The 20,835-nt window shown below is 54.2% G+C and carries 13 protein-coding genes and 1 tRNA gene; 9 read left to right on the top strand and 5 right to left on the bottom strand.

The genetic code is table 11. From position 1 onward, the window contains the following. Window positions 1–900: a DMT family transporter gene (locus tag HYS22_05630; GenBank protein ID MBI1909631.1), complete on the bottom strand. Its 900-nt coding sequence runs from the start codon at window positions 898–900 to the stop codon at window positions 1–3. A gap of 147 nt (window positions 901–1,047) precedes the next feature. On the opposite strand from HYS22_05630, the gene HYS22_05625 reads away from it, so the two are divergent. Continuing rightward, on the top strand, window positions 1,048–1,836 hold the full coding sequence (locus HYS22_05625; GenBank protein MBI1909630.1) for a hypothetical protein: 789 nt from the start codon (window positions 1,048–1,050) through the stop codon (window positions 1,834–1,836). Here HYS22_05625 and HYS22_05620 read toward each other — a convergent pair. The 3 genes from HYS22_05620 to HYS22_05610 are packed head-to-tail and all read right to left on the bottom strand — an operon-like array spanning window position 1,833 to window position 6,542. Beyond that, entirely contained in the window at window positions 1,833–2,792 is a 960-nt protein-coding gene (locus tag HYS22_05620; protein MBI1909629.1) for a hypothetical protein, read from the bottom strand. The genes HYS22_05625 and HYS22_05620 overlap by 4 nt on opposite strands. A 58-nt stretch (window positions 2,793–2,850) precedes the next feature. Continuing rightward, entirely contained in the window at window positions 2,851–5,820 is a 2,970-nt protein-coding gene (locus HYS22_05615) for a DUF4116 domain-containing protein (protein MBI1909628.1), read from the bottom strand. After that, entirely contained in the window at window positions 5,817–6,542 is a 726-nt protein-coding gene (locus HYS22_05610; protein MBI1909627.1) for a hypothetical protein, read from the bottom strand. The genes HYS22_05615 and HYS22_05610 overlap by 4 nt, the downstream gene beginning before the upstream one ends. A 111-nt stretch (window positions 6,543–6,653) precedes the next feature. Here HYS22_05610 and HYS22_05605 point away from each other — a divergent pair, with 111 nt between their 5' ends. Genes HYS22_05605 through HYS22_05595 form a run of 3 tightly spaced genes read left to right on the top strand, consistent with a single transcriptional unit; the run spans window position 6,654 to window position 9,420 of the window. Further along, window positions 6,654–8,228, top strand: coding sequence for an FAD-dependent thymidylate synthase (locus HYS22_05605; GenBank protein ID MBI1909626.1), 1,575 nt, complete (start codon window positions 6,654–6,656; stop codon window positions 8,226–8,228). After that, entirely contained in the window at window positions 8,225–8,974 is a 750-nt protein-coding gene (locus HYS22_05600) for a hypothetical protein (protein ID MBI1909625.1), read from the top strand. Before HYS22_05605 ends, HYS22_05600 begins: the two co-directional genes overlap by 4 nt. A 50-nt stretch (window positions 8,975–9,024) precedes the next feature. Then, window positions 9,025–9,420, top strand: coding sequence for a response regulator (locus tag HYS22_05595; protein ID MBI1909624.1), 396 nt, complete (start codon window positions 9,025–9,027; stop codon window positions 9,418–9,420). A 16-nt stretch (window positions 9,421–9,436) separates the two neighbouring features. Here the strand turns inward: HYS22_05595 and HYS22_05590 are convergent. Continuing rightward, a tRNA-Pro gene (locus HYS22_05590) sits at window positions 9,437–9,510 on the bottom strand. A 93-nt stretch (window positions 9,511–9,603) separates the two neighbouring features. On the opposite strand from HYS22_05590, the gene priA reads away from it, so the two are divergent. The 5 genes from priA to HYS22_05565 all read left to right on the top strand — a co-directional run bounded on the left by priA (window position 9,604) and on the right by HYS22_05565 (window position 20,832). After that, a complete protein-coding gene (gene priA / locus HYS22_05585; GenBank protein MBI1909623.1) occupies window positions 9,604–11,646 on the top strand; it encodes a primosomal protein N' in 2,043 nt (680 codons plus the stop codon). 1 nt (window position 11,647) lies between these two features. Continuing rightward, complete coding sequence (gene def / locus HYS22_05580; GenBank protein ID MBI1909622.1) at window positions 11,648–12,229, top strand: peptide deformylase; 582 nt, start codon at window positions 11,648–11,650, stop codon at window positions 12,227–12,229. Next, window positions 12,226–13,158 carry a methionyl-tRNA formyltransferase gene (locus HYS22_05575; GenBank protein MBI1909621.1) on the top strand — a complete coding sequence of 311 codons (933 nt, stop codon included), beginning with the start codon at window positions 12,226–12,228 and terminating at the stop codon, window positions 13,156–13,158. The genes def and HYS22_05575 overlap by 4 nt, the downstream gene beginning before the upstream one ends. Then, the gene (locus HYS22_05570; GenBank protein ID MBI1909620.1) at window positions 13,155–13,811 is read left to right on the top strand and encodes a ribulose-phosphate 3-epimerase; all 657 of its coding nucleotides are present in this window, start codon (window positions 13,155–13,157) and stop codon (window positions 13,809–13,811) included. Before HYS22_05575 ends, HYS22_05570 begins: the two co-directional genes overlap by 4 nt. A gap of 94 nt (window positions 13,812–13,905) precedes the next feature. Continuing rightward, on the top strand, window positions 13,906–20,832 hold the full coding sequence (locus HYS22_05565) for a thrombospondin type 3 repeat-containing protein (GenBank protein ID MBI1909619.1): 6,927 nt from the start codon (window positions 13,906–13,908) through the stop codon (window positions 20,830–20,832). Window positions 20,833–20,835: the final 3 nt, after the last annotated feature.

The following is a 20,835-nucleotide window of genomic DNA, read 5'->3' as shown; positions in this document are numbered from 1 at the left end:
TCAGGTTTTTCGCAATCGGATAATCGCGATGCAGGAGGCGACGGTCAGGAGGGTCCCGATGAGGGAATAGCGGTCGGGGATCTCGCCAAAAAAGAGAATCCCCCAGAGAAAGGCGAAGAGGACGGTCGTATAGATCAGAGAAGTGATCCAGGAGACCTGTTCGTTTTTATAGGCTTCACAGAGGTAAACCTGTCCAAAAGTGCCGCAGACCCCCATGAAGACCAAAAACCAGCGCTCCATCCCGACCGGCATCTGGAAATTGATCAACATCAGGGGGAGCGAACCGAAGGAGGCGACGACCGCAAAGTAGAAGGCGATGGTGAGAGAAGACTCCGTTTCGTGGAGTTGGTGGATGATGACAAAAGCGATGGCGGCAAAAAAGGCGGCGGCCAGGGCGACCAGACTGGGAATGTTCCACCAATCAAGAGTTGGTTTCAGGATAAAAAAGATTCCGATGACGGAAAGAAAGAGGAGAAAAAGAAGGCGGCCGTTCAGTTTTTCTTTGAGAAAGATCACCGAGAGGATAACGGCAAAAAGGGGGGAGCTGTTTGTCAGGACCGAGGCATCGGCCAAAGGGATTTTGGAGATGGCATAAAAGTTACAGAGGAGGGCCAGGAAGCTGGCCAGCCCTCGTTGGAGGAGGACCTTCTCGTTGAAACCCCTGAGGGACTGGTGCCGCCTCTTGATGAGAATTCCTAAGATCAGAGCGCTGATGATGGAACGGAAAAAGACGACTTCGAACAGGGGGAGGGTCCGGGTGCTGAACTTGACCCCAACCCCCATGAGCGAAAAAAAGAGGCAGGAGAGGATCATCGCAAAGGCGCCGCTCCGCACCCAGCCAGGGAGTCTTGAAGTCAAGACAGTGTCAAAATTACGACGTGATTTCGGTGAAATGGGCAATTTTTAACCCCCTCTCCTGAATGACAGGCCTCCAACATACACAGAAATTTCAAAAATATCAAATAGTTGAAAATTAGCGGCTTGGTGACTCCGATGGCACGGTGATTGCTTACTTGAGATAGGGGGTACCTTTAAAAGGAGGTTTTTATGGGTTCTGTGAATGGTTTGGACCGAACACCGCCGCCGCTGTCGGCCTTGGCCCCGTCTCGCGATCAATACCGCCAGTACAAGAATGGCGGGCTTATTTATTATCATCGGCATGGAGAAATGGGCCTTTTGAAACCGGGGGACCATGTCGGTTTTAAGGATGCCAAAGGGATCCTGCGGTACGCCGAGGTGAGGGATGACGAGGATGCGCAATTTTGGGGGGAGGTGGGGAATGGACAGAACGAATTTTCAGGCCCCAAGACAGTTGATTACAGTCTGGGGACAAAGGCTACCGCCCAGTACGACCCTTCCACAGGGGATTTGAAAAATCTGGTTTTTGAGTCCGCTGAACAACCGGCCTTGGCAGGGGGTGTTCGAGAACCGGGGACCGCTTACAAACCACCAGCAGAGACCCTGAAGGGGTTGGAAGGAGGGGGGAAGATGCCGGTCGTCGCTGATAGGCCAAACGTGATGGAAGGGGTTAATGGGAATACAAGGGTTCGTGCTGATGTCACGCCGTCCGATCAAGATGTCCTCTTGGAACTTCCCCCTCGTGGTCAAGAGATCCCTGTCAATACCTTCCGGGTTTTTGTGAGATACAAGACAGCCGATATTAACAATGGAGAAGCGAGAGGGATGGTCTTTCAACCAACCACTCCGGAGGGGCGCGTGGTGGCAGAACAGAACCCCTCTGTCCGGACGGTGAACATTATGGGAAGGCTCTATTACTACTACAAAGAGCCTCGCAGATCGGATCCGTTCGAGGCCTTTTTGCCTAAAAAGCCCTAATCTTCCTTGTGCCAACTCTTCCACCGGTCGTAGAGCCGACGACCGACAGGATCATCCGGATTAAGACGGATCCCGGTCAGGAGGTGTCCTTTCTCAATCCTTTCGGCCTCAGCGACGGAGGCCGGTTTTGGGCCAACCCAGGATTCGACCCTGGCCGGTTGTCTTTGGACGGCGTTGAAATGGTGGTAGGAAAGGGCCACACGGCTCGTGATCGGTTGATACCCCGTCGCTTTGGGTTGGGCGACCCATTCAGGGTTTTGCCGAGCATCAATAACGACATGGTTATCAGGATCATTGGGGTCGAAAAAGACCTCAATGGCGATATGATCGATCGCGTTTCCTTCTTTATCCAGGGCCCGGACAAAGCGGGAGTCGATACCAGCCATCAAAAAGAGGGTCCGGAGGAGTTTGGCGAATTCAAGACAGACGACCTTTTTTACCTTAATAATCTCACCCAGATCCTTTTCCCTCCAGCTCCCATCAAGGAGTGATTGGAATCGGTCATCATTTTGGATACCCAACCCTCCTTCCGATTCCGGGAGCCTTGTCCAGCGGTAAAGTTTGTTGGCAAGATCTCTGCGGAAGAGGGGGGTTCCAGGGACCAGGCCTTGCCTTTGCAGATCCAAACCAACCATTTCTATCTTTTGGTTTATTTTGACGAAGAGGTCTCCGGATGGGAGCCAGGGAATCTCTGTTTGATACTCTTGCTGGAGCCGCGCGCAAAAGGGGAGTGAGTGGTGATCAACTCCGGAGGAAGGGTCCCCACCAAATTGGGTCCTGAGACGGAGGGCCGCCCGATAGAACTCTCCCTCACAGGTATCAATAGAGGCCTGATAGACTTGGGGGGCGGAAGGGTTGTCCCCTGCCATTGAGAGTGCCCCTGCCAATTCCGCCTGCCCACAAAGCCCGGCGGCAATTGAGTCGGAAGCGGCAAGATGCTGGCAGGAAGGGCCCATAACGGCCCCCTTATCGGCACCAGCCGCGGAGAGTTGCCCCGAAAAAGTGAGGTTTTGATCAGCGATACACAGTAGTGATGAGGGTCACGTCGGGAGCGGTATCAGGAGCGGTATTGGGCGGGAGATCGGTTTGCCTCCTGCCTCGGGTCGTATAGACAGAACCATCGTACGGCCATCTTGGTTTCAGTTCCAGGCCGGCAAACCGGACCTCTTTTACACCCTGTTCTATTGTGGAACCGTAAAGTCTCACACTGGGGGGGAGGCGATTCGCCATCGGATTCATCAGATTAATCCCTTTTTCTCGCCCCCGACCGACAGAACAGCCGATGACCAACAACTGGCGTTTGAAATACCGACCAAAACGGGCAAAGGTCGGTTTTTCGAAATCATCAACATCCAGCGCCGCTTCTTCTCCATCACCAGGATAACCGTAGACCTGCTCATGGGAATTTGAGTGCGCCGCCAAGAGACCGGTGTGGACCGGTTCACGGCCCCAGTTTGTGTAGTGGTCGAGGATGGCGACAATATCCGCGTCGCGATCCGCTTCAAAATAAATAGTCCTGAATCCGTCGTTTCTCGCAAACCGTTCTATTTCCGGGGAGTCCTCAAAGGCCCCGTTCCAATCGATTGCCGGGTAGATCAGGAGGGCGGTTTCTCTGGTGTCCTCCGGTCCCCGTTTTTCCCTGTTTTGGATCAGTCGGTAGAGGGTGGCAAAGGAACGGAACCGTTCCGGATGGGAGATGCCGTACTGTTTTTTGAGTCCGGCATGGAAACTTTTTTCATCCGTCTCTATCTCCGGAGGGAACCAGGCCCCCTCGGCGTGCAAGGCCTCAATCACCGTTTTCCAGATTTTATCTCTTGTCGCACCTGCATTTTTCAGGACGGCGCGGGTGTTGACCACGGCGGCACGGGCGATATATTCCACCCCCTGCGCCTCCAGGTCGATTGATTTGAAGGCAGAGTCGTTATCCTTGGCGGCGGCGAGGGCGATTTCCGGCTCTTCGCGTAAAGAGAAGGGGAGGAGATCGTAATACCGGCCATCCCGCTGGACAAGGGCCATTGCAAACCGACGGTCTTGCAGGGAATCCCAAACAAAGGCGGTTGCGTCCGGGTTGTCCTGAATCGCCTGATCCACCGCCTCAGGATTTTTCCAGGTGGTCGGGTTGGCATAAACGGAGCCGGCCCCGTAGAATTTTTCCAGGGCGATCCTGAACAATCTTTCATTTCTAAAACGGTCGTCGACATATCGGTAGGCAAGCGGGTTTTGACGGATGGCGATCTCCGAGAGTTCTTCGGTGGCGATCGGGTGGTCGTTGGGGGGGTCATACCGGGGGGCCAGTCCGAGGGCCAGTCCATTTTGGGCAATGGCCTCTCTAAAGATCACCGGGTTTTCCCTGAGAGGGTAAGGGAGGTGGCGGATCGAGAGGCCGTCAATCGCCGCCATCCGGCGGCCAAAATCGGGATCGTTCAATCTATCCGCGGCAAAGGGTCTTGCCCTTTTATCCAGATCCAATGCCTCGATGACCGGCCCCGGGTCTTCCCAACTCTTTGGGTCGGCGTAGAGAGAATCTCCATAGATCTGTTGGAGGGCGCTGTTGCGGATCCTTGGGTCACTCTTCCGTAAGCCGGCATCAACAAGCGGGTAGGCCCAGCCGTTTTGACCAACGGCGGCGAGGGCGATTTCCGCGTCTTTCCCCCACTTTGAATTCAGGAGATTAAGAGCGGTCCCATCGATCTGCACCAACTCCAACGCATAGGCATGGTCTTCAGAAAATCTTTTGATGAGGGCCTTGGCATAAAGAGTACGGGCCTCGTCTTTTTCCTTTTCAAACATCCGGAGGGCCCTCAGGGCAAGGCGGGGGTGTTGCCAGAGGTAGGGGTTGGCAGAGGTGGTCTCCCAAAAGGCCGCCTTTAAAATGACGCTAAAGAGGGTGTCATCTTCAAACATCCGGTCCGGGAAGCGGGATAAAGCGGTCTCCTCTGGATTCCAGGGTCTGAGGAAGAGGTCTTGTTCCATCCCCTCAAAGACCTTCCGGGCCGCCGCCTTCATCGTTGGGATGTCACTCAAGATTGAATCAGGGGCCTGGTAGAGGATGTTGATCGCGGGATTCCCGACGGCCGCCAGAAAAAAATCGGGTCTTGCCTTCAATCGTTCGCTCGCCGAAAAATAGACGGCCCCTCCAAAAGGGGCATGGACGGCGATCGAAACAATCTCGTCATCATCCTGAAAGGCCCTGGCGTAATTGAGATAACCCCCGTATGTGCCAACCATCTTCCGGACGAAGTCCCGATTTTGCCACAAGGAAGGATCGACAACATTGCCCTTAACAATGGTCCCTGCCTCGGCGAGAGTTAGTATGAAATCGGCATCTTTCAAAAGCCCTTCATCGGCAAACCGGAGAAAGAGGTCAGGAAATCTTTGGCAGGCCAAGAGCATGAACTCGCGGTCCCGGCGCAGGATTCCCCAGGCCTCATTGGCGAATTTCCGGTCATTGGTAAAATCGGCCGACGGCCGGTCGGCAAACTCCGGGGACCGCAGTTGGGCAAGGCGTTCCTTGGCCTTTTGCAGCAGGTCCGGGTCGTCAACGTTGATAATGACTGTTGTCAGGAGCTGTCCATCGTCCGCTGATTTTTTGTCTATCCAGAGGATATTCGACGGGTTCATTCGTATAGCCCTCAAGTAGCAATCCTGCGGGTCCTCAAGAACACGGCAGACCTTGACGCCGGTCCTTAAGTCGGTTATTTTCTCCGCCATGGAATAGCCGTGACGTTTCAGAATCCTGTCAATGCTCGGGAGGAAGGTTCCCATCTGGCTCCAAGGGATCGCGGCGAAGTCCCTGATCGTGAGCTGGGAGTCGTTATCAGGATCAAGCAGTTGGTCCAGCTCTGTCCTTGTGATGCGCGAGACCCCGTCAGGGTCTTCAGCAAAGACCGCTTCTGTCGGGTGGCCAAGTTCTTCAAACATCCCCTTCAGCCGGAGGAACTCTTCCTGAGTGCTCCTTTGACCGTTGATTTCGTAAAGGCTCATGGGGCAGGTTTTTTGACCTCGGCCGGCACCGGGATCTCTCCCCTCAAGAGGACATCGAAGGGTTCCTTCTGTCGGTCCAGTCCCTTCCGGACGATTGCCGGCAACTGTTCAAAAGAGACCCCCTCATCAGGGGCGGTTGTCCGGACCGATCGGAAAAGAGAGGCAAATGGGGGGAACAGACAGCCTGTTGAACCACCGGTCGGTCGGTTGGCCTCCCTGAATTGTTGGGTCATGGAATCTGCCGCATCACTGGCTTCTCCGAAGGGGGCATCGAGGCCGTTTAAGATTGCCTCTATCTCGAGGCGAGAGGCCTCCATCATTTTAAGGTATTTCATTTTTTGGGAAGGGTCCGCTTTATAATTTTTATCAGCCATTTGGACCGCGTAGCTTTTAAAGGCCTGCCCGAACGCCTCGATCCTTGTGCCGATCCTCAGGCCTTGGATGTAGAGACTGACTCCGGCCCATCTTTGGATTATATCATCAACCGCTGACGCCTGATCTCCCCCATCTCCATCCTTTAAAATGTCGCAGAGCCCCTTCCCGCTATCTTTGTAGGCAGAAGAGCAGAAAAGATTCGGATGATTGGCAACCTCGGTGAGGTTGGCATTGGTGTAGGTCGCCGGGTCACACCACCAATTTTGGTGAGGGTCACCGCAAACCTGGTGGATTGCGGCTTCCACTTTTTGTCGGATCTGAGCATCCTTAAAACCCTGGAGTCCCATGGTAAACCCCTTTCTCAAAAGATGTCGTTATTATCGGCAGTTGAGGGGCAAAGTTGCCATCAAAATAGCCGGTGGACAATCCCGGTAGCCGAGACTAGGATTACGACCCCAATGACAAATTCCCCCTTCCTTTCCGAACCGCCGGTGGTGACCCTTGAAGGGGTGATTGAGCAACCGTACAACCTGGCGGTGGCGACCGCCCGGACCTGTTATTCCTCCAGGGGGATTGTGAGCCTTGACGACGTCACCAAGGATGAAAAGGCATTAGTGTTGCGGGACAAGATCGCCCAATCGACCCTCCATGCCGGGCACCTCACGACACGCCAGCATGCCACCTTTGTCTTTGCCCTGGACAAGATCAGCCGGCAGTTCATCTGGTCTTTTTTGCACAGCCATCCTTATTATAATTCGGAACAGGTGAGTCAGCGGTATGTGAAGGTGGCCCGTGGGCATTACACCATCCCTGGACTTTCGGAAAAACAGGCCGAGCGGTATGTGACGGTGGTTGACGGCCTTATGGAAAAATACAACCAGATGATTGAGATCCTTTTGCCGGAGATCCGGCGTCGGTTTTACAAGATCTTTCCCCAGAGGGAAAAGGTTGCAGGGAAATACGAAAACGCCCTGAAGAAAAGGGGGTACGAGGTGGCCCGCTACCTCCTGCCGGTGGCGATCCATGCCTATATGTATCATTCGGTCAGCGCCTTGACGCTGATCCGCTACTGGCGCCTCTGCCAGCTCTTTGATACGCCAGAAGAACAGCGTTACGTGGTGGAGAGGATGGTTGAGGAGGTGAAAAAGATCGATCCTGATTTTGAAAAGGATTTGAAAGACCCCCTGCCGCTGGAGGAGACACCGGAGTTTAAAATTTTAGAACAGTTTCAAACCACCGATCGTTTGAACTCCTCGCAGAATTTTATCGACGAGTTTGACCGATCACTGGAAGGGCATGTCTCTAAATTGGTGGACTATAAAAAAAATGCCGAAGAGAGTCTGGCCCAGTCGGTCCGGCAGCTCTTTGGGCTGACACGCGAAAAACTCTCCGATGACGAGGCGATCACCCTCGCGATGGACCCGGCCCGAAATTCCTACCTTGGCGACACCTTAAATATTAACAGCTTGAGCAAACTCTCCCGGGCGATGGTGCACCCGCATTATACCTTTCAGAAGAAAATCTCCCACACCGCCGATTCTCAGGACCAACGCCACCGGATGACGCCCGCTTCGCGACCGATCCTCAAGACCCATTACACCGGTCGTCCCGATTATCTCCTCCCGATGCTGGTTAAGGAGTTTGACCCGGCCCGGGAACTTTTTGAAAAAACAATGAGTGGTCTTTTTTCCGAGATCAATCGGTTGCTGGACGACGGGGTTGAACCGGAAAAGGCGCTCTACCTCCTGCCCAACGCCTTTCCGATCCGCTTCACGGAGTCGGGGGATCTCTTGAATCTCCACCATAAGTGGCGGACGCGGGCCTGTTACGACAGCCAAGAGGAAATCTTTTTTGCGACCATCGATGAAATCAGTCAGGTCAAAGAGATCCATCCCCGGATTGCCGGGCATATCCTGGCCCCCTGCTATCTGCGAAAGAGGGCGGGGGAGACCCCGTATTGCCCCGAAGGGGATCGTTACTGCGGTGTGCCGGTTTGGAAGCAGACCATTGAACAATACCAGAGAGTCTTGTGACGCCTCAGCCGATCGCCATCATCGCCGCCCTGCGTGATGAACTAAAGGGATTTACCGGGCGGGTGACTCCACGGCATGTCGTGAACCAACCCCCATTGACGATCGTCGAAGGGGAGTTTCAGCGGGTTCCTATTCTCCTCGTCCGGACCGGTATGGGGCGGGGGAATACCTTCAAGGCGCTTTCATTCCTTTTTGAACGGTATGCCCCCAGTCTGCTCCTTTCGACCGGTTGTGCCGGGGCGACTCAACCGGCCATCACCTCGGGTGATCTCATCTTGGCGACCGATGTCCGTGTCCTGAATCCGGATGTTGAGGTCGTGGCCCGATCCACTCAAAAATGGCTCAATCTGGCCAAAGAAGTGGCTGAGGCGGGAAAACTGCCGTACCATCAGGGCTCTCTGTTGACCGTCGACAAGATTATTGCGAAACCACACGAAAAGGCGTTTTTGGGGACGCGGGCTGAGGTTCTGGCCTTGGAAATGGAAACGGCCGAGGTGGCCCGTTGGGCGGTCAGGAAAAAATTGCCGTTTCTGGCGGTCCGGGCGATTTTCGATCCGGTGTCGCAGGCGCTCCCCGATTTTGAACAGTTCTTGAGGCCCGATCTGTCCATCAGTCCGATCAGGGCGGTCCAGTTCCTGCTTCAGGAACCGGGAAAAATTTTTGAACTTGTCCGCTTCCGGAAATTCGCCAATTCCGCCAAGACCGCCATCTCACACTTTCTGGAACTGTTTTTGCCGAGGGTCTAGGGTTGAGATGAAATCAGTCTTGGCAAAAGGGAACTTGTGGTATAATCGCTATGAGAGCCGGAGGTCTTTGGGGGATGGAGGGCAAACGGACCATTTTGGTGGCGGATGACGATCGGGATCTTGTCCGTACCCTTCGCGACGGACTGGAGAGAAACGGTTTTGAGACCTGCGTTGCCTATGAAGGGGTTCGTACCATCGAGCTGGCCCACAAGAAGAAACCGGACCTTATCATCCTCGACATGCGGATGCCGGTGGGAGAAGGGGCCACCGTTTTGGATAATCTCCGTTCTCACCGGGAGACCGAAAAGATCCCTGTCCTGGTTCTGACCGGTGTTGATAGGGCGGGTCTCGAAGAAGAAGTCAAAAAATTGGGGGCCAGGGAATTTATTAAAAAACCTTGTGACCTCGATTTTCTCATCATCAAAATCAGGAAATATCTTTCATGATCCAGAAAGTGAATTGTCGGGACGCGGGGATTTGAACCCCGGACCCCCTGCTCCCGAAGCAGGTGCGCTACCGGGCTGCGCTACGTCCCGTTTCTAACGGCGGACGGACCCTAACCAAAAAAATAACAGAGTTCAATGAGAGATTTTTTGCCTCTAGCTAATGGACCTGCTAAGGATTTCACCATGCTTTTTGTCGAAGTCGCCCTGCCGATTCCTAAAAACCGGACCTTTACTTACCGGCTTGCGCCGGGCCAGTTATCTCCAATAAAGGCTGGATCGAGGGTACTGGTCCCTTTTGGCCGAAGAAAGATGGTCGGGATCGTCCTCTCATTCCCATCAACAACTTCTATCAGCGGGATTAAAGAGATCCTTGAGGTTTTGGATCCGGAACCGGTTTTTTCTGAACGGATGCTTGCCTTATTAAAGGAGGTCTCTCGGGAGGTGCTGAGCCCGATTGGCGAGGTCTTGAAGGTTGCCTTGCCAGCGGTACTTGGTCGACCACGATTTCGGATACGGACGGGTCCTGTCTCCGGGTCGCCCTCGCCGAAGGTCTTCGGCACTACAGTAAGGTACAGCCTCCGACCTTTCGTTGAGGGCTCCCCATCGCCACCCGTCCTTAACTTAAATCCTCACCAGAAGTCTGCCCTTGCCAAAATTGATGAGGCCCGCCGGTCGGGGGAAAGGCTTTTTCTCCTCCATGGCGTGACCGGCAGTGGTAAAACAGAAGTTTACCTCCAGGTTATTCAGAAACTCCTTGAAGAAAAAAAACAGGTGCTCCTCCTGACGCCGGAGATCGGCCTGACCCCTCAATTAGTGGAAAGGGTCAGGGATCGATTCGGTAACCAGTGTCTCCTCTACCATAGCGGTCTTTCCGATGGGGAACGGTTGCAGACCTGGCAGAGGGTTTATCACGGAGAAGGCTCTCTCGTTGTCGGGACTCGTTCCGCTGTATTTTTACCATTTTCGAACCTGGGACTGATAGTGATGGATGAAGAACAGGACCCCTCCTACAAGCAGGAGGACCGCCTTCGTTATCATGCGCGGGAGATCGCCCGCAGGCGGTGTCAAAAGGAGGGGGCTTTTCTCCTCCTCGGCTCGGCGACCCCCTCCCTGGAATCATTTTACCAATGCACTACGGGCGCCCACAGCTATTTCTTCCTCCCTGAAAGGGCAACGGGGGCCTCCCTGCCAGAAATTGTCATTAGTGACATGCGCAAGGAGGAAAAAACCTCCATTTTTTCAAAATCTTTGCTGGCCGCCCTTGCCGAAAACCTTTACCGTCATCAACAGTCCCTCCTTTTTTTAAATCGCCGAGGCTTTGCCAACTTTTTGGTCTGTCATTATTGTGGGGAGTATTTCCCTTGCCCCCGTTGTCATGTCTCCCTCACGCTTCATCAAAAGAAACGGCAATTGCACTGTCACTACTGTGACTGGCGGGTCGAGGCCCCGACCCAATGCCCCCAGTGCGGCGGCGATCGGATTCGGGAATCCGGTTTTGGGACGGAAAAGGTAGAGGAAGAGGTCAGAACGATTTTCCCGGAGGCCCGTGTAGCCCGATTGGATCGCGACACCATGACCCGCAAAGAGGCCTGGCCTGAACTCCTGGCAAGGCTTCAACGCCAGGAGATTGACATCCTGATCGGGACACAGATGATTGCCAAGGGGCACGATTATCCGGGGATCACCCTCGTTGGGGTCCTGAATGCCGATACGATCCTCAACTTCCCTGACTTCCGGGCCTCGGAGAGAACCTTTCATCTTCTTTTGCAAGTCGCCGGACGGGCCGGGCGCGGCTCCGACCCGGGGCGTGTCTTTATCCAGACCTATCACCCGGACCACCCCTGTTTTGAAAGCCTGCCTGCCCACAACATCCTGGAATTTTACCGGAAGGAATTGATGGAACGCCAAGAGCTCAACTACCCACCATTCTCCAGGATTGTTCGGTTGGAGTGGAACGGCACCGATCGGGAGAAGGTTGAAATCACGGCGGTGACGATGGCGGGACTCCTCAAAGAGAAATTGCCGCTGGCGGTCACCCTCCTCGGTCCAGCCCCTTGCCCGCTGGAAAAATTGAGGAACCGGTACCGCTGGCATCTCCTGGCCAAGGTCAAAAAAATGGGGGAGTTTCAAAAATTGCTGAAGGAACTCCTTGACGCCGGAGAAGGCGGTATTTTACCATCCGGCCTGCGGTTGATCGTTGATATCGATCCGCTCAACCTCTTGTAAAATGGCACTCCTTCCGATTGTCAAATACCCGGACCCGGTACTGAAAAAAAAATCGTTACCGGTTTCTCCCTCGGACAAAACCGTGGGGCGGCTTATTGATGACATGCTGGAGACGATGTATGCCGCGCCGGGGGTAGGACTGGCCGCCCCTCAGGTGGCGGTTTTAAAAAGGGTTCTCGTGATTGATATTGGTCAACTTGAGGGTGCTTCACCCAAGGGTGAGAAAAGAAAACCGGACCCCAAGGCGATCATTAATCCGGAGATTGTCCATCGGGAGGGGGAGATTCTCTGGGAAGAGGGGTGTCTTTCCCTCCCGCAGTTGATTCTCCCGGTGAAACGCTCCGCCAAGATTATTGTTCAGGGGTTTTCCAAAGAGGGACGTCCGATCCGGATCCCGGCAGAGGAGTTATTGGCGGTCGCCTTCCAGCATGAAATTGATCACCTGGACGGGATTCTTTTGGTGGACCGTCTCTCGCGCCTCAAACGAGACCTTTACAAAAAGAAATTGGAGAAGGGTGATTCCCCCAAGCATGAAGAGTTTGAGGAAGTCCCGTCCACTTCGAAACGGGCCTATATCGGATGAAGATCCTTTTTGCTGGTTCCCCAGAAATTGCCCTTCCCAGTCTTGAGGCGCTCCTTGCTTCTGGTGAAGAGATCATAGGGGTTATCAGCCAGCCGGACCGGCCGGTGGGGCGGGGGCGAAAACTTTCGTCCCCCCCCGTGGCTACCCTTGCCAAAAAGAGCCAACGGCTCCTTTTTCAACCGGAAAAATTAGACGACTCTTTTCTCCGAACGCTAACTGAATTATCGCCGGACCTGATTGTTGTGGTTGCCTATGGGAAAATTCTGCCAAAGAAAATGTTAATGATCCCACCTCAAGGGTGTCTCAACCTCCATTTTTCACTCTTGCCAAAGTATCGTGGGGCCGCCCCTGTCCAATGGGCGCTGATCAACGGCGAGGCGGAAACCGGGGTGACCACCTTAAAGATGGTGGAAAGACTGGACGCCGGCCCGATCTATCTTCAAAGAAAGGTTCCGATTCAGGAGGAGGATAACAGCCTTCTTTTGGGCAAACGACTGGCAAATATCGGGGCGGAACTCCTTGTTGAGACGATTCAACGGTTGAAGGAAGGGAAGTTGCAGGCCTCTCCTCAGGTTGAGGAAATGGTGACTTGGGCCCCTTCCTTAGAGAAAGAAGACGGTCTGATTGACTGGAATTGTTCGGCGAAGGCGATTTTTTGTAAAATTCGGGGGACGAATCCCTGGCCGGGGGCGTATACCTTTCTTGACACCCAAAGGCTTAAAATTTACACTGCCTCGGTGATCCCTGAAAAAAATAAAAAACAGAGGCCGGGAGAAATTCTGGCGACCCACCCTTCCGGGATTGATGTTGCTTGCGGTCACGGGATTCTCCGTTTGGAAGAACTGCAACTGGAGGGGGGAAAGCGGCTTTCCGCCGCGGAGTTTTTGAGAGGGCACCCGCTTGAGGTGGGGACAAAATTAGGGTCATGAAACAGATCGCCCCGTCCATTTTATCGGCTGATTTTTCCAAACTGGGTGATGAGGTCAAGGCGGTGACCGAGGCTGGCGCCGACCTGATCCATGTCGATATCATGGACGGCCACTTTGTCCCGAACCTCACCATCGGTCCGGATGTTGTTCGGGCGATTCGCCGCGTGGCCACCATACCGCTGGATTGTCACCTGATGATTGAAAAACCGGAGAAGTATATTTCCCTATTTGCCGAGGCGGGAGCCGATATGATTTCAGTCCATGCCGAGGCCTGTCCCAATCTTGGTTTGGTGGCGGAAAAAATCAGGGCCTTAGGCAAAAAGGCCGGTGTTGCGGTGAATCCCGATACTCCTGTTGAAACGATCATTCCGCTGTTGTCAAAAATCGATTATCTCCTAATCATGACCGTTTACCCCGGTTTTGCCGGGCAGAAGTTCCTTGAAGCAGGGATCCCCAAGGTGGCGGCCCTGAAGAAAATCCGTGACGAAAAAAAACTTTCCTTCCTGATCGAGGTCGATGGGGGGATCAAACCGGAGACCGCCGGGGCGATCTCCAAGGCGGGGGCCGATATCTTTGTCGCCGGGTCTGCGATTTTTGGGGCCAAAGGGTATCAACAGGCGATCCAGGCCCTCCAGAAGGCGATTCTGATCTAGAAAATAAAAAAAGATTGACACACTGTGTCTTCTCTGACTTAGGCTCCTTCCACGGGCCTTGGGTGAAGCACCCGTCGCCTCGGGGGTCTTGTTAATGAGGAAAGTGGTTTTATTATTCCTCTCCCTTTTTCTCCTCCTCGCTTCCTGCGGAGGGCTTGAGAACCTCGATTTAAAATCGGATGAGGTGATAGAATCCACTCCCGTTGTTGGCAGTGCCACCCCGGCTCTGCCCCCTTCCTCCGAGTATCAAGATGTCCCTCTCCAGGCGCAGACCTTAACCTGTTCCAATGTTCAGATGTCGACCATCGGGGGGGCGGTAACCAACTCCCAAAGCGGCGTTGGTATTTCGGGGGCCTCGGTTAGTTTTGGCAACAGTTGTCCCTACGGTGCGATGACCACGACGAATTCGGCCGGTAGCTGGTCCCTGACCTTGCCGTCAAACTACACCTACCCTGTGAGTGTGAGCGCCAGCGGTTATAACACCCTGAGCACCACGAGGTATGTGGGCCCACCGGCATCTTATGTCCAGAACTATTCCCTCGTCCCCAACCTCACCTCAGCCTCTTTTGGTGGTGAATCCCATCCCGACGGAACTACCCTTAATACCAGTACCAATTTTACCAAGCAGTGGACGATTTACAATAACGGGACCACCGTCTGGCAGAGCAACTATTACCTCCGCTACGTCAGCGGTTCGATGTCCACGAGTACTAATAATATCCCGATCGGATTTAGCGTGAATCCGGGTTCCGGCGTCGTCTTTAGTGTTTCGATGCGGACCCCGGCCACTTCTGGGACCTACCGGGATGACTGGCAGTTAAAAACTTCAGGGGGGTCGACAATATTGGTTGGTGGTTCTTCAACGGTTTGGGCCTCGATCAATGTGGTCTTGCCCCAAGATTCGTATGAGCCGGACAATACTTCCTTAACGGCCAAACCACAGTCTCTCAATACGACAACAACCCACAGCATTGTTCCGACGGGTGATGTTGACTGGATCTGGTTCCGACTCGACACAACTTTGGATGTCACGATCGAGACATCGGGGGCGAGCGGCTACGACACGGTCCTGACCCTCGAACAGGCCGCCGGCGGTGTCATTACCACAAATGACGACATCGGGGGAGGCAACTACTATTCGCGCATCACGCGACGATTAAATCCGGATACCTATCTTGTCAAAGTTGAAGACTATGGCAATGATGGTCAGATCCCCAGTTACAATCTGCAGTTGACTGTGACTGCTGTAAACAATCCCCCCAATGACTGTACCCTGACCTCTCCCTCCCACGGGGCGACCGGTGTCAGCCGATCGGTAACTCTGGATTGGGCCTGTAGTGATCCGGATGCGGGCGACAGCATTGTAAATTACTATATCCAGTTGGATGATAATAGCGACTTCAGTTCCCCTTTAATGAACGGTTGGACCAACAGCACGGCGACGGCCTGGCAACCCTCGGCCAACGGGATCAGCCTTAACTATAACACCACCTACTATTGGCAGGTTTTTGGGTATGACGGCGAGGCCCAAAGTCGTAATTGGACGAGGTGGGCCTTTACGACGGAATCACCCCCCAACAATCCCCCGACAGCCCTGATCATTTCACCATCGGATGGCACGGTAACAACAGCCCCGTATGTAACAATCGACGGGACTTGTAGTGACCCTAACAGCAACCTGAGTTCGGTGCTTGTTCAAAACAGCACCGCTGGTTGGAACAGTAGCCGGTCCCTTTCCGGTGGTTCCGCCTCCTTCAACGCCGATGTTCAACTGGTGCCGGGTTGGAATTCGATCGGCATCATTTGTTATGATAGTAACGGGGCCACTGGTAGCCACTTCATCAATGTGAACCGTGACGTTTGTCCCAATGGGAGTCTCAAGGATAATATCGGCGATGCCTGTAACCACAATGAAGACGGCGATGGCCGTGTTGACACTGCCGACAGTTGCCCCTTTGATCCGGATGATTCGATTGGCGATCCCTGCAACCACAACGACTGCGGCGATTTTACGGCAAGGGATTCCGTTGGAGATGCTTGTGTGCATAACGATTGTCCGGATTTTTCCCCGCGCGACTCCTGGGGGGATGCCTGCGTGCATAACGATTGTCCTGATGGTTCTAATCAGGATGCGGCTGGAGACCCCTGTGATCATGGCGATTGTGCCGATCCGGATACGGTTGGTGCCCCTTGCAACCACAGTGATTGCGCCGACCTCTCGCTCCAGGATAATGTTGGGGATGCCTGCAACCACAGTGATTGCGCCGACGGTTCGCCCGAGGATGATACCGGTGATGTTTGTAGTCATAACGATTGCCCCAACCTCTCCCTGCGCGATTCTTATGGGGATGCCTGCAATCATGATGAAGATGGGGACGGCATTACGGATGGGAGTGATTTATGTCCCTTTTATACGAATGACGGGATCAACGATGTCTGCAACCCGGATGACAATGCTAATTTTGTCTTCACCGGGAGTCCGATCCAGATCACGGTTTTGAAAGGAACGGTCAACCAGACCCAGCAGGTGACGGTTACCAATACCGGGACCGGTCCACTTTACTACAACGTGAGTGCCACAACTCCAACCCCATGGATGACTGTGGTGAAAAACGGCGGCGAAACTGATACTCTTGTCCGGTCAACCCATCTCTTGGCGGCCGGCCAGACCGATCAACTTCAGGTAACGGTTAACACCGCAGACCTTCAACCAGCGGCAACCGTAGATACAGTTCTTCAAGTGGCCAGCAGTAATGATCCATCCGACGGTACCGCGACGGTTCCTGTCACCTTAAGCGTCCAACAGCCGCCTTACTGTGACGCCATCTGTCGCTCTATGGCGAATGAAAAATTCGGCAACAAGAGTCCGACGGTCCAGAATGTCAGCGACCCCGTCAACACGGCAACGGGAAATTACGCCTACCATCACACAGACCTGCTCCTTTCAGGGCGCGGATTTGGCCTCAATTTTGCCCGGACCTACAATAGTCAGGACAAATATGTGGGGCCCCTTGGGTTTGGCTGGACGCACAACTATAATATTGTGGCGACCGAATGGGGGGATGGGTCGGTACAGATCCGGTGGGGGGATGGTCGTTCGGAGACGTACGCCTCGAACGGTGACGGGACCTATCAGTCTCCTCCCGGGATCTTTTCTTCACTGATCAAGAATGATGACAATGGTTTCACCCTGGCCACCAAGGACCATTCCACCCTTCACTTCTTGGCCAACGGCCGTCTGGATCAGGTCACTGACCGGAAGGGCAATAGACTCTCCCTCTCTTACGATCTGAAGAATCGTTTGACACAGGTGACCAGCTCCACCGGCAGGAGCCTTGTTTTCGCCTACGCGAGTGACGAAGAGTTCAAGATCGCCTCGGTCACCGACCCTGCCGGCCGGTCGGTCCAATTCGGGTACACAGGAGAGGACCTGACCGGTTTCACTGATGTCCGGTCCGGAAGTTATACCTACCGGTATGACCCTCTCCATCAGATGACGGAGGTGACCGACCCACGCGGCAACAGGTTGGTCAAGAACAGTTACGATGATCTCTCCAGGGTGGTGGCCCAGGAAGACGGCCGGGTCCACCGGACGCAGATTTTGTACGAGGTCGACGGACAGCCGGGGCGGGTTTTGGTCACCGACCCGCTCGGTCAGATGCTCCGTCAGGTCTATGATGATTCTTTAAGGGTTGTGGAGAGCCAGGATCCGCTGGGCCGTCCGATCCTGTACGAATACAATGTTGATAGCCTCCGTTCCGGGATGACGGACCGAAAAGGAAACCGGTTAAGTTCCACCTACGATGCACGGGGGAACCTGGTTTCCCTCACTGATCCGCTTGGCAATGTGACCCGGTTTGAATATAATCTGGAAACCGATGATCTGGTCAAGACCGTCGAACCAACCGGTCATGAGCGGAACCTGGAATATGATAGCGAGGGGAATCTGACACGTGTTTGGGAGGTTGTTGGGGAGCAAACGGTTGAAAGTCGTTATACCTACAACGAATTTGGTCAGGCCACTGCCTTTACCGATCCGGAAGGCCAGACAACCACTTTTGAATACGACAATCAGGGGCGATTGATCACAACGACCGATCCGACCGGAGGGGTGACACGGCAGACTTATGATGGCGCCGATCGTGTCGCCACCATGACCAATCCACTCGGCCAGACCACCACCTTTGCCTATAATCCGGACGACCAGCTCAATTCAGTGACGTCGCCGGACGGCTCGGTGGTTCGTTATGAATATGACACCAATGGGAACCCAGCGCGGGTCATTGACAGAAACGGCAATGCGATCGAGCTCCGCTGGAACGCCAACGACTTTATGGAGTCCATTCAGGACCCGTTGGGGAACCAGACCACGTTTACCTATGATGCCTTGAACAGAAAAACTGCTGTGACCGATGCCGAGAACCGGACGCTCCGGATGACCTACGATGCGGCGGGGAATCTTTCTTCCATGACCGATCCCTCCGGCCGGGTCAGTAGTTTTGTTTATGATCAGGAAGGGAACGTGACCTCACGAACCGACTCCTCCGGTCAGACCTGGAGTACTCGTTATGATTTGCTGGGTCGGCTGACGGAGGCGACCGACCCCTTGGGAAATAGAACAGTGCGGCAGTACGATCCGGTCAGTGGTTTGTTAACACAAATGACAGATGCCGGTGGACACGTCACTCAATTTTCTTACGATCCCCTCGGCCGGTTGACATCACTCATTGACTCCATGGGTCAGACCACCTCCTTTGCCTACAATCGCACTGGCCATCTGACCCGTCTGACCAATGCCGCCAGCCATGAGACGACCTTCACCTACGATTCGTCGGGTCGCAAGACTGGCCAAACCAACACCTTGGGCGAGGAGGAACAGTATTTTTATGATCTGGCCGGGCGTTTGAGTCGGATGGTGGATGGCAAGGGGCAGACGACCCTTTATGATTACAATACCGCGGGACACCTTTCCACCATCCATCTGGCTGACGGGACGACGGTCGACTCTACTTATGATGCCAACGGTCACCGTTTGACCCGGACCGATTCCTTGGGAACGGCTCGGTATACCTATGATGCCGCTGGTCGTCCCACCTCCTTTGTCGACCCGAGGGGTTTCAATCTCAGTTATGGCTACGACCGGACCGGACTCCTGACCCAACTCACCTATCCGGGAGACCATACGGTCCAGTATGTCTACAATCCCTCACGTCAGTTGACGCAGGTGACTGATTGGCTGGATCAGGTCACTCATTACCGCTACGACACTGGCGGCCGGCTGAACGAGGTGACCCTCCCCAACGGATTGACGACAACCTATGGTTACGATGAGACCTCACGCCTGACCGATCTCACCAACGACAAGGCCGATGGGTCAGTTCTTTCCAGTTATCATTATACGCTTGATCAACTGGGCCGCCGGACCCGTGTTGAAAAGGAAGAACCGCTGACTCCCTGGATTAGCCCGGAGGAGGTGGGCGCCACCTACAATGAGGAGAATGAACTCCTGACACTGGGTCCGCTCAATTTTGATTATGATTTGAACGGGAATCTGATCTCTGGCGGCGGCATTTCCTATTCCTTCGATGCCAAAGACCAGTTGAGTGAGGTGACCAGCGCTGCAGGGACGGTGGTCCTCGGTTATGATGGTGACGGCAACCGGACCTCTCTCACACAAAATGGCGAGACGACGCAATTCCTGGTTGATGACAACCGGGGGCTTCCTGATGTCGTTGCGGAGGCGGATAGCGCCGGTGCGATACAGAATTATTATGTTTATGGCCTGGGGCTGGCAAGTCAGATCAGTGCTGATGGATCGCAGGTACGATTCTACCAGTATGACCCGCTTGGTTCAACGGTCGCCCTCTCTGACCCTTCCGGGACGGTGACGGATCAGTACCTCTATGACGAGCTAGGCCGACCGAACAGAAAAACCGGGACAACCGCTAATCCATTCCAGTTTGTCGGAAAGTTTGGTGTCCAGAATGACCCGACCGGTCTCTACTCCATGCGGGCCCGCTACTATGATCCGGTCGCCGGACGGTTTATTTCGAGGGATCCGTTGGGATATTCCGCCGGTTTGAATCTTTATGCCTATGGGAAGGGGGATCCGGTTCAGAATATCGATCCCTCCGGAAACTGCCTTTGGGATGGTTGCGTGGTAGAGGCTATTGCTGGAGCTTGTGCGGTCGGAGGAGCCTTTGGGTTCGTTGGAACCGGCGTTGCCGACATAGCAACAAGCATCTGGAATTGGGAACCCTCCGTATCCAGCTGGCAGACTTACGCGGGGAACACCATTGGCGGCTGTGCCGGTGGTGTGACGACTCTTGTCACCGGGGGGAATGTGATCGTCGGCGGCGCTGTGGGAGGGGGTGTGAGTGATGCCTCAACACAGACGTTGAATATGGCTACAGGTGTCCAAGAACCGTTTGACTACAATTACAACTCGATAGGAATGAGTACGGTGATAGGAGGCGGGACTGGATATCTCTCTAGCAAGATCAAGATTGGTGATCCCAAGGCGCGTGGTAATTATGTTGAAGAGGGCACATTGAATAATATGGGTCTTGAACCGAATACTAACGGCCGTTACAAGGTTTATGCCCCTGGTCAGCCGGGGTGGTATGAGCCTGATTCTTTGAATCCCCAATCTCTGCAGGGAGGGACGATCGACCTCTATGAGATCAAATCGGGGGCTTCCACCTTAAAATCTGCCCCTTCAGGGCATGACGGCAAACAGCTCCAGATCCTGACCACACCAGGGTCCTATCTTTCCGATACCCAATTGAAGACCAGTTATCCGGGAACTATCGTACCGAATTATTATGTGGAGTACGGCAAGGGGGTCTCGCCGAGCTTCCAGTCGACGGTTCAGGCGGCTGGCGGGACGATCAGGAACGCCCCGTTTGTCCCCAATGAATTTTATGGCAGTCTTGTTGTCAACCCATCGGCTAACAGGATGGTTAACAATCTTTGGTCGACCCCGGATTTAGGGGGAGGGAGGGCTTCAGGAGCCAAGTGAGTT

It is taken from the genome of Deltaproteobacteria bacterium, from assembly GCA_016177765.1.
GTDB lineage: Bacteria > UBA10199 > UBA10199 > JACPAL01 > JACOUP01 > JACOUP01.
Note: the sequence above shows the minus strand (reverse complement) of the source record. Positions and strands in the feature narration are given on the sequence as shown.